Source organism: Oleiagrimonas soli (genome assembly GCF_000761445.1).
GTDB lineage: Bacteria > Pseudomonadota > Gammaproteobacteria > Xanthomonadales > Rhodanobacteraceae > Oleiagrimonas > Oleiagrimonas soli.
This window is the reverse complement of record NZ_KN196470.1, coordinates 1443479-1455625: the sequence shown is the minus strand read 5'-3', so window position 1 is coordinate 1455625 and position 12147 is coordinate 1443479. Positions and strand designations below refer to the sequence as shown.

Annotated in this window: 11 protein-coding genes; 5 read left to right on the top strand and 6 right to left on the bottom strand. The window is 67.1% G+C overall.

Going from position 1 to position 12147, the window contains the following annotated elements; translation table 11 throughout:
* Window positions 1-143 precede the first annotated feature (143 nt).
* Window positions 144-1325: an efflux RND transporter periplasmic adaptor subunit gene (locus LF63_RS06395; RefSeq protein WP_052394773.1), complete on the top strand. Its 1182-nt coding sequence runs from the start codon at window positions 144-146 to the stop codon at window positions 1323-1325.
* Window positions 1326-1334: 9 nt separating this feature from the next.
* Window positions 1335-4508, top strand: coding sequence for a multidrug efflux RND transporter permease subunit (locus LF63_RS06390; protein ID WP_043100443.1), 3174 nt, complete (start codon window positions 1335-1337; stop codon window positions 4506-4508).
* A gap of 79 nt (window positions 4509-4587) precedes the next feature.
* Here LF63_RS06390 and fabG read toward each other — a convergent pair whose 3' ends face one another.
* The 5 genes from fabG to LF63_RS06365 all read right to left on the bottom strand — a co-directional run bounded on the left by fabG (window position 4588) and on the right by LF63_RS06365 (window position 8352).
* Window positions 4588-5331, bottom strand: a complete 744-nt coding sequence (fabG, locus tag LF63_RS06385) for a 3-oxoacyl-ACP reductase FabG (protein WP_043100441.1) — start codon at window positions 5329-5331, stop codon at window positions 4588-4590.
* A 49-nt stretch (window positions 5332-5380) separates the two neighbouring features.
* On the bottom strand, window positions 5381-6328 hold the full coding sequence (gene fabD / locus LF63_RS06380; protein WP_043100439.1) for an ACP S-malonyltransferase: 948 nt from the start codon (window positions 6326-6328) through the stop codon (window positions 5381-5383).
* Window positions 6329-6496: 168 nt separating this feature from the next.
* Window positions 6497-7480 (bottom strand): beta-ketoacyl-ACP synthase III, encoded by a 984-nt coding sequence (locus LF63_RS06375; RefSeq protein WP_043100437.1) that lies wholly within the window; start codon window positions 7478-7480, stop codon window positions 6497-6499.
* A 140-nt stretch (window positions 7481-7620) separates the two neighbouring features.
* Entirely contained in the window at window positions 7621-7815 is a 195-nt protein-coding gene (gene rpmF / locus LF63_RS06370) for a 50S ribosomal protein L32 (RefSeq protein WP_043100436.1), read from the bottom strand.
* A gap of 18 nt (window positions 7816-7833) precedes the next feature.
* Window positions 7834-8352: a YceD family protein gene (locus LF63_RS06365; RefSeq protein ID WP_043100434.1), complete on the bottom strand. Its 519-nt coding sequence runs from the start codon at window positions 8350-8352 to the stop codon at window positions 7834-7836.
* A 115-nt stretch (window positions 8353-8467) separates the two neighbouring features.
* Here LF63_RS06365 and LF63_RS06360 point away from each other — a divergent pair, with 115 nt between their 5' ends.
* Window positions 8468-8926, top strand: coding sequence for a hypothetical protein (locus LF63_RS06360; RefSeq protein ID WP_043100431.1), 459 nt, complete (start codon window positions 8468-8470; stop codon window positions 8924-8926).
* Window positions 8923-9516: a Maf family protein gene (locus LF63_RS06355; protein ID WP_043100429.1), complete on the top strand. Its 594-nt coding sequence runs from the start codon at window positions 8923-8925 to the stop codon at window positions 9514-9516. The genes LF63_RS06360 and LF63_RS06355 overlap by 4 nt, the downstream gene beginning before the upstream one ends.
* A gap of 16 nt (window positions 9517-9532) precedes the next feature.
* Here the strand turns inward: LF63_RS06355 and LF63_RS06350 are convergent, their stop codons facing one another.
* Window positions 9533-11152 (bottom strand): glycosyltransferase family 39 protein, encoded by a 1620-nt coding sequence (locus LF63_RS06350; RefSeq protein WP_052394771.1) that lies wholly within the window; start codon window positions 11150-11152, stop codon window positions 9533-9535.
* A 41-nt stretch (window positions 11153-11193) separates the two neighbouring features.
* Here LF63_RS06350 and LF63_RS06345 point away from each other — a divergent pair, with 41 nt between their 5' ends.
* Window positions 11194-12135: an AAA family ATPase gene (locus LF63_RS06345; RefSeq protein ID WP_043100427.1), complete on the top strand. Its 942-nt coding sequence runs from the start codon at window positions 11194-11196 to the stop codon at window positions 12133-12135.
* The last annotated feature ends 12 nt before the right edge of the window (window positions 12136-12147 follow it).

The following is a 12147-nucleotide window of genomic DNA, read 5'->3' as shown; positions in this document are numbered from 1 at the left end:
AGCGCCCACAACGCCGCCGCCACGCTCCGTTCATCCGGATCGTTCGCCGTGGGCCAACCTCGAACACATCCCCATCACCGGGCGCGGTTCGCTTCGGCCTCGATGTTTTTCTACTGATGCGTGTCTCGGCCCAAGGATTTCCGATGAACATGACGTGCTCGCGCACCCTCTCCATCTTCGCGCCGCTGCTGGCCGCGGCGCTGCTGGCCGCGTGTGGCGGCAAGTCGCAAAACGCCCATCAGATGCCGCCGGCGCAAGTCGGCGTCGAGGTCACCGCACCGCAGGCCGTGCCGCTGATACGCGATCTGGTCGGTCGGCTGTCCGCCTACCGTAGCGCCGACGTGCGCGCGCGGGTCAGTGGCGTGCTGCTGAAGCGCGACTACGACGAGGGCACCGAGGTCCACAAGGACCAGGTGCTGTTCCAGATCGATCCGGCGCCGCTGCAGGCCACGCTGGATTCGGCGCGCGCGGCGCTGGCCTCGGCCCAGGCCGACTACACCAACAATCACGTGGCCGCGAACCGCGCACGCGAACTGGCGCCGAAGGGCTTCGTGTCGCAGTCCGACCTGGACAACGCCGAGGCCGCCGAGCGCACCGCCGCCGCCGCGGTGAAGCAGGCGCGGGCCAACGTGGAGAGCGCGAAGATCAACCTCGGCTACGCCACCGTGCGCTCGCCGATCGACGGCCGCGCCGGCAAGCAGCAGGTGACCGAGGGCGCCCTGGTCGGACAGGGCAGCGCCACCCTGCTGACCACCGTCGACCAGATCGATCCGCTGTACGTGAACTTCACCATGAGCGTGGACGACCTGGACCGCCTGCGCCAGGCGCAAGCCCAGGGCAACGCCAGTCTGCTCAACACCAACCAGGCCAAGCTGCGCCTGACCCTGCCCGACGGCAGCGTCTATGGCCAGCCAGGTACGCTGGACTTCTCCGGCACCACGGTCGATCCCGACACCGGCGCGGTGGAACTGCGTGGCGTGATTCCGAATCCCGAGAAATCGCTGCTGCCCGGCATGTACGCACGCCTGAAAGTCACCTTCGGCACGCTGAAGAACGTCTACCTGGTGCCGGAACCGTCGCTGCAGCGCGACACCCGCGGCCCCTACGTGCTGGTGCTGGGCAAGGACGGCAAGGTCGAGTTGCACCGCGTGACCACGGCCGGCACGTACCAGAACCACTGGATCGTGACCAAGGGTCTGGACAAGGGCGAGCGCCTGATCGTCACCGGCATGGCCCACGCGCAGCCGGGGCAACCCGCGCAGGTCGCCAAGCCCAGTGCCGCCAAAGACTCCGCGAAAGACGCGCCGACCGCCGGCAAGCACTAAGGACCCGCCATGCCGAAATTCTTCATCGAACGGCCGATCTTCGCGTGGGTGATCGCGATCCTGATCTCGATCGGCGGCATCATCTCCATCGCCAACCTCGGCGTGGAGTCCTACCCGGACATCGCGCCGCCGACGGTCACCATCAGCGCCAGCTATCCCGGCGCCAGCGCGGAAACGGTCGAGAAGAGCGTCACCCAGGTCATCGAGCAGCAGCTGACCGGCATCGACAACCTGCTCTATTTCAGCTCCTCGTCCAGCTCGACCGGACGCATCAGCATCAACCTGACCTTCGCCGACGGCACCGATCCGGACATCGCCCAGGTGCAGGTGCAGAACAAGGTCTCGCTGGCCACGCCCCGCCTGCCTTCCGAGGTGGTGCAGCAGGGCGTGGTGGTGGCCAAGGCCAACAGCGGCTTCCTGATGGTCGTGGCGCTGCGTTCGCTGGACAACAAGCTCGACCGCAACGCCCTGAATGACGTCATCGCCTCGCGCGTGCTGGACCCGATCTCGCGTCTGCCCGGCGTGGGCAGCACGCGCCAGTTCGGTTCGCAGTACGCCATGCGCATCTGGCTGAACCCGGACAAGCTGCACGGCTACGGCCTGTCCGCGACCCAGGTGCTGGATGCGGTGCGTGCGCAGAACGTGCAGTTCGCGGCCGGCTCGATCGGTTCCTCGCCCTCCGAGCCCAACCAGGGCTACACCGCCACGGTGTCGGCGGAGAGCCGCTTCACCTCGCCCGATCAGTTCCGCAACATCGTGCTGCGCGCCAACAGCGACGGCACCACGGTGCGGCTGAAGGACGTCGCGCGCATCCAGTTCGGCCCCGAAAGCTACGGCTTCGACAGCGTCTACAACGGCAAGGCCACGGGCGCGTTCGCCATTCAGTTGCTGCCGGGCGCCAATGCCCTGACCGTGGCGCAGGAAGTCCGCGGCAAGATGAACGAGTTGCAGAGCAGCTTCCCGCAGAACGTCGACTGGTTCGTGCCTTACGACTCGACCAGCTTCGTGAAGATCTCCATCGACGAGGTCGTGCACACCCTGATCGAGGCGATCGTCCTCGTGTTCCTGGTGATGCTGCTGTTCCTGCAGAACTTCCGCGCCACGCTGATTCCGACCCTGGTGATCCCGGTGGCGCTGCTGGGCACCTTCCTCGGCATGCTGATCCTCGGCTTCACCATCAATCAGCTGACGCTGTTCGGCATGGTGCTGGCCATCGGCATCGTGGTCGACGACGCGATCGTGGTGATCGAGAACGTCGAACGCATCATGACCGAGGAAAATCTGCCGCCCAAGGAAGCCACCAAGAAGGCGATGATCCAGATCACCGGCGCGGTGGTGGCGATCTCGGTGGTGCTGGCGGCGGTATTCATTCCCAGCGCGCTGCAGGGCGGCAGCGTGGGCGCGATCTACCGCCAGTTCGCGCTGACCATCGCCCTGTCGATGGGCTTCTCGGCGTTCCTTGCGCTGTCGTTCACGCCGGCGCTGTGCGCGTCGATGCTGCAGCCGGAGCATCACAAGCCGAAGAACATCCTGTTCCGCAAGTTCAACGCGATGTTCGAGCGCATCACGCGCACCTATACCCATCATGTCGGCAAGGCCATCGGCCACGCGCCGCGCTGGATGGTGGTGTTCGTGCTGCTCACGATCCTGTGCGGCTTCCTGTTCACGCGTCTGCCCGGCAGCTTCCTGCCGCAGGAAGACCAGGGCTACGCCATGGCCATCGTGCAGCTGCCGCCGGGCGCGACCCTGCAGCGCACCAACAAGGTCATGACCCAGATGCGCGGGATTCTGCAGAAGGATCCCGCGGTGGAGGGCGTGTTCCAGATCTCCGGTTTCAGCTTCATGGGTGCGGGCGAGAACGCCGGCATGGTGTTCATGAAACTCAAGGACTGGTCCAAGCGCGACGTCACGGCCGAGCAGTTCATCCAGCGCACCAACGGTGAAATGGCGACGCAGATCCACGACGCCAACGTCTTCGTGGTCAATGTGCCCACCGTGCAGGGTCTGGGTCAGTTCGGCGGCTTCGATCTGTATCTGCAGGACCGCACTGGCAAGGGCTACGAGGCGCTGACCCAGGCGCGCAACATCCTGCTCGGCAAGGCCGCGCAGAATCCGGCGCTGAGCAACGTGCACCCCAACGCCCTGCCCGACTCGCCGCAGCTGCAGCTCAATGTCGACCGCATCAAGGCACAGTCGATGGGGCTGTCGGTCAGCGACGTGTACAACGCCATCCAGCTGATGCTGGCGCCGGTGTACGTCAACGACTTCTTCTACGAGGGCCGCGTCAAGCGCGTCATCATGCAGGCCGATGCGCCCTACCGCATGAACGAGGATGCGCTGTCGCATTTCTACACGCCCAGCTCCAAGGCCAGCGATCCGGCCAGCGGCGACGGCATGATTCCGCTATCCGGCGTGGTCAGCGCCAAGTGGTTCACCGGCCCGCCGGCGCGCAGCCGCTACAACGGCTATTCGGCCGTCGAGATCGTCGGCGATCCCGCCGCCGGCTACAGCTCCGGTCAGGCCATGGCTGCGATCCAGAACATCGTCGACAACGACCTGCCTCCGGGCTTCGGCATCGACTGGACCGGCCAGTCGTATCAGGAGATCGTCTCCGGCAACCAGGCGCCGCTGCTGTTCGGCCTGTCGATCATCGTGGTGTTTCTGGCCCTGGCCGCCCTGTACGAAAGCTGGTCGATACCGGTGTCGGTACTGTTGGTGGTGCCGCTGGGCGTGCTCGGCGCAGTGGTGGCGGCGCTGGCGCGCAGTCTGCCCAACGACGTGTACTTCAAGGTCGGCCTCATCACCATCATCGGTCTGGCGGCGAAGAACGCGATCCTGATCGTGGAGTTCGCCGTCGAGCAGCAGCAGGCCGGCAAGTCGCTGCGCGACGGCGTGGTCGAGGCGGCCCGCCTGCGTCTGCGACCGATCCTGATGACCTCGCTGGCGTTCATCCTCGGCGTGCTGCCGCTGGCGCTCTCGACCGGCGCCGGCGCCAATGCGCGTCACGCCATCGGCACCGGCGTCATCGGCGGCATGCTGTTCGCCACGTTCTTCGGTCTACTGCTGATTCCCGTGTTCTATGTCGCCATCCGCCGCCTGCTCGGCGACAAACTGGACTCGGAGACGGAGGACGGACCGCGTTCGGGCCAACCGCACAGCTTCGATTCCGACCCGCTCCGCTGATCGGCGCGCGTCATCGAAGCCACGAAAAAGGCCGCGGAGTTCCGCGGCCTTTTTCGTGGCGCGTCGAACGCGGCGCCGATCAGGGCATGTACATGCCGCCGTTGACGTGCAGCGTCTCGCCAGTGATGTACGAGGCGGCCGGCGAGGCCAGGAAGGCCACGGTGTTGGCGATGTCCTCCGGCGCGCCCAGACGGCCCAGGGCGATCTGGGTTTCCAGCGTGGCGCGCTGCGTCTCGTCAAGCGCCCGCGTCATGTCGGTGTCGATGAAGCCCGGCGCCACCACATTGACGGTGATGCCGCGCGAACCGACCTCGCGCGCCAGCGACTTGGAGAACGCGATGATGCCGGCCTTGGCCGCCGCGTAGTTGGTCTGCCCCGGATTGCCGGTGGTGCCGACCACCGAACCGATGTTGATGATGCGGCCCTTGCGCGCCTTCATCATGCCGCGCATGACGGCCTTGGAGGTACGGAAGACCGAAGTCAGATTGGTGGCGAGGATGTCGTTCCATTCCTCGTCCTTCATGCGCATCAGCAGCTGATCGCGGGTGATGCCGGCATTGTTGACCAGGATCGACACCGGGCCGAATTGCTTGCCGATCTCGCCGATCAGGGCATCGATGCCCTCGCCATCGGTGACGTTCAGAACGCGGCCCGCGCCGCCGAGCGGCTGCAGACGCGCATCGATGGTCGCCGCGCCATTGTCGCTGGTGGCCGTGCCGATCACCGTGGCGCCCTGCGCGGCCAGCGTGTCGGCGATCGCGGCGCCGATGCCGCGCGTGGCGCCCGTGACCAGGGCGATTTCGCCTTCGAGGGGCTTGCTCATGGTGGAGATCCTTTGTGCTCGATGATGGATGGCGGTGAAGTGGAGGCGCTCAGACCCACGCTTCGCGCGCGGCCTCGATGGTGTCCGGCGCACCCAGCGCACGGGCGTCCAGGCCGCGATCGATGCGTCGGGTCAGACCGGTCAGCACCTTGCCCGGACCGCATTCGCCCAGCGCGGTCGCGCCGGCGGCGGCCAGCGCCTGCACGCACTCGGTCCAGCGCACCGGCATGAACAGCTGACGGCGCAGCGCGTCGCGGATGGCGTCGAGATCGGGCTGCACGGCGGCATCGGCATTCTGTACCACCGGCAGCGTCGGCTCGCTCCAGGCGATGCTGGCCATGCGCTCGGCCAGCTGCTCGGCGGCCTCGCTCATCAGCGCGCAATGCGAAGGCACCGACATCGCGAGCTTCACGGCCTTCTTCACGCCTTCCTCGGCCAGCTTGGCCAGCGCGCGATCGACCGCTTCGGCATGGCCGGCGATGACCACCTGGCCCGGCGAGTTGTAGTTGGCCGGCGCGACCACCTGATCGCCGGCAACCTCGGCGCAGATTTCGGCGATGCGTGCGTCGTCGCCCCCCAGCACCGCGGCCATGCCGCCAACGCCGACCGGCACCGCGCTCTGCATCAGGCGACCGCGCTCGGCGACCAGCGCCGCGCCGTCGTGCAGCGACAGCGCGCCGGCGCACACCAGCGCCGTGTACTCGCCCAGGCTGTGCCCGGCCAGCTGCGCGGGACGCGCACCACCGAGCTTGTTCCACACACGCCATACCGCCACGCCCGCGGCCAACAGCGCCGGCTGGGTGTTCTCGGTGCGGTTGAGCGCGTCTTCGGGCCCCTGTTGCGACAACGCCCACAGATCGGCGCCGGTGCCTTCAGAGGCTTCCGCGAACGCGGTCTGGACTTCAGGATGCGCGGCGGCCAGTTCGGCGAGCATGCCGACGGACTGCGAACCCTGACCGGGAAAGACGAAGGCGAGAGATGCGGAAGTCGCTGTCATGGTGTTTTCTGCGTTTCTGGGATCACAAACCGTGAAGCATGCCAGCATTGGCCGCCGGGTTCAGCAGTCGGGCGTTTGAATCGGCCGCACATCACGGTTTCACGGCACCGAAACAACAACGGCCACCCTGCGGCGGCCGTTGCATGCGACGGGATGGGTGCGCCCGGATCAGTAGCGCAGCAGCGCCGAGGCCCAGGTGAAACCGCCGCCGAAGGCTTCCAGAAGCAGGTTCTGACCGCGCTGCACCTTGCCCGAGCACACGGCCTCGTCCAGCGCCAGCGGCACCGAGCCGGAGGACGTGTTGGCGTGCTTGTCGACGGTGACGATGACGCGATCCATCGACATCTTCAGACGCTTGGCCGTGGCCTCGATGATGCGCAGGTTGGCCTGGTGCGGGATCAACCAGTCGATATCCGACTCGTGCATGCCGGCCGCCGCCAGGGTCTCGCCGACCAGCGAGTCGAGGGTCTTGACCGCGACCTTGAACACTTCGCGCCCACTCATGTTGATGCGCACGCCGTGGTTGGGTTCGTCCTTGAAGCCGGCGGACACGCCGACCGGGTTGTACAGCAGATCCTTGTAGCCGCCGTCGGCATGCATGCAGGTGGCGAGGATGCCGGGCTCGTCGGAAGCCTCCAGCACCACCGCGCCGGCGCCGTCGCCGAACAGCACGCAGGTCTCGCGCTCGTTCCAGTCGACCATGCGGGTCAGCGTCTCGGCGCCGATCACCAGGGCTTTCCTGGTCTGACCGCTACGGATGAACTTGTCGGCCACGCCCAGGGCGTAGACGAAGCCCGAACAGGCAGCGTTGACGTCGAACGCGGCGCAGCCGTTGGCGCCCAGGCGATGCTGGATCAGGCAGGCGGTGGAGGGAAAGATGATGTCCGGCGTGGTCGTGCCGACGACGATCAGATCCAGATCGGAAGCCTTGACGCCGGCGCGTTCGAGCGCCTGCAGCGCGGCCCGGTAGCCCAGCTCGCCGGTGGTTTCCTCGGCGTTCGACACGCGACGTTCGCGGATGCCGGTGCGGGTGCGGATCCACTCGTCGCTGGTTTCGACCAGCTTCTCCAGATCGGCGTTGGTCACGACGCGCTCGGGGAGCGCGCTGCCGGTAGCGATGATGCGTGCGTACTTCAGGGTCTTATCCCCCATGCCAGCGGTGGAGCGGAAGCCGCTCCGTGTTCAGACCCTGCACTTTAACGCACCTTGCGGGCAATGCGGACCTGACGCCAAACGCAAAGCGGCGCGTTTCCGCGCCGCCCTGCACAAACTTTGCCGATCCCGAACGAAGCTTACTCTTCGTCGGCGATCTGATCGGCGCGGTCGATCACCTTGCGGCCACGGTAGTAGCCGTCCTTCGTCACGTGGTGACGACGGTGCACTTCGCCGCTGGTCGGGTCGGTGGACAGCTGCACGGGCTTCAGCGCGTCGTGCGCACGGCGCATGCCGCGGGTGGAAGGGGTTCTGCGGCTCTTCTGAACTGCCATGGTGCTTCTCCGGAAAAATCAGTGTTTCTTCAGTTCGCGCAAGACCGCGAACGGGTTTTCTCTGCTCTCGGCTTCCGGCTCGATCATCGGGCCGGCGCCGCGGCCCTCCTCGGGCCATTCGCTTGTCGGTGAAACCGGCACCAGAGGCACCGCCAACACCAGTTCGTCTTCGATCACCGCGGCCGGATCGATACGGCCGTCCGCGTCGACCAGCAACGGTTCGTACTCGGGCGCCAACGCCGCTTCCTCACGCTCGTGGGCGATCAGCCCCAGTCGCGCCTTGACGTCGACCGGTTGCACGAACGGCTCCAGCGTGCGCTGGCAGATCAGCGTCAGCGACGCCGACACCTCGACCAGCAAGGAAGCCGCGCCCAACTCGTTGCGCACGAATTCGAGCTTGTAGCGCGCCTCGCCCGCCTCGTCGGCCAGCAGGCTCTGCAGGCGCTTGAAACCGGCGATCAGAAGCGCACCCTCGAAGATGCGTCGTTCCTCGACCATGCGCCACGCGTCGACAAATGCTGGCAAGGACACGGACATATCCGCGCAATTCTAGGTCTGTTCCGCCCCCCAGTCAAACCCCGCAAAGCATGGCCCTGCGGCGCTTGCAGGCTGTGGCGCCGTGCACCACACTGAAGTCCGCACGCCCGGGGGAATGCACTTGAACCTGACCGCGCTGAGTCTCAGCGTTCTTCTGCTGCTGATCATCGTACTCGGACTGGCCTACTCCGGCCGGCAATTCCTGCGCGACCGTCGGCGCACGCGCTCGCTGGAAGCGCTTCTGCAGCACGCCGACGAGCTGGAAAACGACCTCAAGGAATGCCGCCGCCGGCTGCATCAGGCGCATGCGGTGATGTCGGTATCGCCGAACACGCCCAGCCCCGATGCCAACGAAGCGCGCGAAGCCGTGGATTCCGGCCTGCGTTCGCTGCTGCAGCATCGCTTGTGGATCCGCGATCACGCCGAAACGGCCAGCCAGAAGCAGCTCGACGAAGCCGTGCATGCGCTGGTGCAGGCACGGAGCCGGATGGAGCCGCAGCTGGCCGCCCTCGGTCGCGCCCAGCGCGACCTGGATCAGGCCGTGCGCGACCGCATCGAACGCGACAAGCCATGACTGCCCCGCCTCGCATCGTACTGGCCTCCACCTCACGCTACCGTGCGCAGCTGCTGCGACGCCTGCTGGACGAGATCGGTTGCGTCGCCCCGGGCGTGACCGAAACGCAGCGTGCCGGCGAAGCGCCTGCCGACCGCGCCGCCCGTCTGGCTACCGAGAAAGCGCGTGCAGTCGCCGCGAAAACGCGCGAAGCGCTGGTGATCGGTTCCGACCAGGTCGCCGACCTCGACGGCGCCATCCTCGACAAGCCCGGCGACGCAGCCACCGCACGCGCGCAACTGGCCGCCAGCAGCGGCCGCTGCGTGCATTTCCACACCGCCGTGTGCGTGATCGACACACGAGGCGGCGCAGCGATCGAGCATGCATTTCTGGACCGCACCGACGTGCATTTCCGCACGCTCGATGCCGATACCATCGCGCGCTACGTCAAGCGCGAGCAGCCACTGGACTGCGCCGGCAGCTTCAAGTGCGAAGGCCTGGGCATCAGCCTGTTCGAGCGCATCGACAGCGTCGATCCCACCGCGCTGATTGGCCTGCCCCTGATCGCTCTGGCGCGTGTCCTGCGCGAGTGCGGCGTACCGCTGCCCTGAGCAGCCTCCCGATGCGTTACGGCTGCTTCGCATCGCGCGTCGCCTCGCGGATGCGGTAGGCGTGTCGCCAGATGGTGCAGTCATCGCGCGGTCGCACCGGACCGAGCTGCGCCGGCACCGTGCCCAGGTAGAACGCGAAGCGCTTGCGCCCGCCATCCATGTGGAACGCTTCAAGCAACCTGGGCGCAAGGATGCGGCGGCACATCTGACCCAGAACGCGCGGCTGGTTGCGCGGGGACAACGCACTCTCCTCCAACGCCAGCAGCATCGGCGCGCCCGCGAAGCGGTGCCGCAAGGAAGCCTCGTCGAGCTGCCAGATGCGGATCTGCGGACTGCGCCCGTGCTTGACGTTCAGCGGACTGTCCAGCACGTAGATCGGACGCACGCCATCGAGCTGAAAATCGAGTTCCGACGCCAGCTTGAAGTTGTCCGCGACCAGCACCGTATCCGGCGGCATCGTTGGCAGCAAGCGCTTCACCGCCGCCGCGCTGCGGTCCCAGCCCACGAAGTTCGCGGGAAAAGCCTTCACGCCATGCAGCCAGGCCACGCCGCCAGGAAAACTCGCCAACATCAACCAGGTCAATAGTGCACCCTGCAAGACCGCAGCCAGCCACGCCGCGGCATGTACATAGACGCGCCTCCAACCTCTTATGCCCGCCAGCAGAGCCGGCAGAACGGCCAGCAGCGGCAGGTAGCCCGGCAGCGGCCAGTGCACGCGGAAACGGGTGTCGTCGGCAAACAGCCCGAACACGAAGTACGCCACGAGGAAGGTGCCGGCGACGACCGCGATCAGATCCCAGTCGCACGCACCGGACCGCGCGCGACGCACGCTCTTCCACCAGGCCCACAACAGCAGCAGATACAGCAGCGGCGTACATACCAGCGCCTGTTCGATCGGCTGCACCAGCGCATCGGCATGAAAATGCCACGGGTTGCGCTGCACCAGTTGGAACTCCAGCCCGGCGCCATCCTGATGCAGGTTGGACAGGATCAGCGGGATCAACCCCAGCGCCGCCACGCCGAGCGCGAGCCACAGCCCCGGACGGCGCCATTGCGCCCGCCCGCGCGAGGTAATCAGCATGAACGCCAGTCCGGCCAGCATCGCCATCGCCGCGCGGTAGTGCGTCATCCACGCCAGGGCCAGCGCCGCGCCGAGCAGCAGCCAATCGCGCCATCGGTCGCGGGACAGCGCCGCCTGCAGCGCCAGGCACGCCAACAGGATCGCCGCGGTCAGCGGTACGTCGGGCAAGGCCAGCACGCCCATCGAACCGGCCAGCGGCAACACCAGGCACCACAGACCGGCCTGCCAGCCGATACGCGCGTCGAACAGGCGGCGCGCCAGCAGCACGACCATCCACGGCAACGTCGCGCCCAGCAACAGGAACGGCCAGCGCATGCCGAGCAGTCCGTGACCGGCCAACGTCTCGCCGGCGCGAATCAACCACGCCGTCAACGGCGGAAGATCGCTGTAGCCCCAAGCCAGATGGCGGCTTTCCTGCCAGTAGAACGCCTCGTCCACGAACGGCGCCACCCGCGCGGCCACCACGCACTTCAGCGTCTGCAGAAGCGTGAACGCGATCAGGAACGCGGCTCGCCAGCGCGTGCCGCCGCTCGTTACACTGCCTTCATCGCGCAAGAGCCGCTCCTTCCGAACGCTGCGCCAGCCGGATTCCCATGATGGATGCCACCGCTCCCCAGCCCCGCACCGATCTCAACGCCGCGCTGCACGCCGCGCTCGACCAGATCAACCATGTCCTGCTGGGCAAGCCACAGCAGGTCCGCATGGCCGTGGCGGCCATCCTCGCCGGCGGCCACCTGCTGATCGAAGACGTGCCGGGCGTGGGCAAGACCACCCTCGCGCACGCCGTCGCCGCCACCTTCGATCTTGCTTTCCAGCGCATCCAGTTCACCAGCGATCTGCTTCCGTCCGACATTATCGGCGTCAGCGTCTACGAACGCGAGACGGACGCCTTCCGCTTCCATGCCGGCCCGATCTTCACCCAGCTACTGCTGGCCGACGAGATCAACCGCGCCACGCCGAAGACTCAGAGCGCGTTGCTCGAAGCGATGGCCGAGGGCCAGGTCACCATCGACGGCCGCACGCACACGCTGAAGCAGCCCTTCTACGTGGTGGCGACACAGAACCCGCTGGATCTGGCCGGCACGTTTCCGCTGCCCGATTCGCAACTGGACCGTTTCATGCTGCGGCTGAGCCTGGACTACCCCGATGCGCGCGCCGAGCGCGACCTGCTCGCCGGCGAAGACCGGCGCGACGTGCTGGCACGTCTGCAGCCGCGCCTCGACGCCGCCGACATCATGGCGCTGCGGCAGCGCGCGCATCAGGTCACCGCCAGTCCGGCGCTGCTCGACTATCTGCAGCGCCTGCTCGCCGCCAGCCGCCAGCACGATGACATCCGCGTCGGCCTGTCGCCGCGCGCAGGATTGGCGCTACTCGCCGGCGCACGTGCCTGGGCGCTGCTGGAAGGTCGACACTACGTGATTCCGGAAGACCTGCAGGCGCTGTTCGTGCCGGTCGCCGCGCATCGACTGATCCCCGGCAAGGGCGCAGGACGCGAAACGCTGGCGCGCGCGCTGCTGGACACGGTGGCCGTGGAATGAACTCATCGGGTC

Coding starts and splice junctions, on each gene's coding strand:
- fabG (WP_043100441.1), bottom strand. CDS start 5,331: ATGAGCAAGCCCCTCGAAGGCGAAATCGCCCTGGTCACGGGCGCCACG.
- LF63_RS06360 (WP_043100431.1), top strand. CDS start 8,468: ATGCACTTGAACCTGACCGCGCTGAGTCTCAGCGTTCTTCTGCTGCTG.
- rpmF (WP_043100436.1), bottom strand. CDS start 7,815: ATGGCAGTTCAGAAGAGCCGCAGAACCCCTTCCACCCGCGGCATGCGC.
- LF63_RS06395 (WP_052394773.1), top strand. CDS start 144: ATGAACATGACGTGCTCGCGCACCCTCTCCATCTTCGCGCCGCTGCTG.
- LF63_RS06355 (WP_043100429.1), top strand. CDS start 8,923: ATGACTGCCCCGCCTCGCATCGTACTGGCCTCCACCTCACGCTACCGT.
- LF63_RS06390 (WP_043100443.1), top strand. CDS start 1,335: ATGCCGAAATTCTTCATCGAACGGCCGATCTTCGCGTGGGTGATCGCG.
- fabD (WP_043100439.1), bottom strand. CDS start 6,328: ATGACAGCGACTTCCGCATCTCTCGCCTTCGTCTTTCCCGGTCAGGGT.
- LF63_RS06345 (WP_043100427.1), top strand. CDS start 11,194: ATGGATGCCACCGCTCCCCAGCCCCGCACCGATCTCAACGCCGCGCTG.
- LF63_RS06375 (WP_043100437.1), bottom strand. CDS start 7,480: ATGGGGGATAAGACCCTGAAGTACGCACGCATCATCGCTACCGGCAGC.
- LF63_RS06365 (WP_043100434.1), bottom strand. CDS start 8,352: ATGTCCGTGTCCTTGCCAGCATTTGTCGACGCGTGGCGCATGGTCGAG.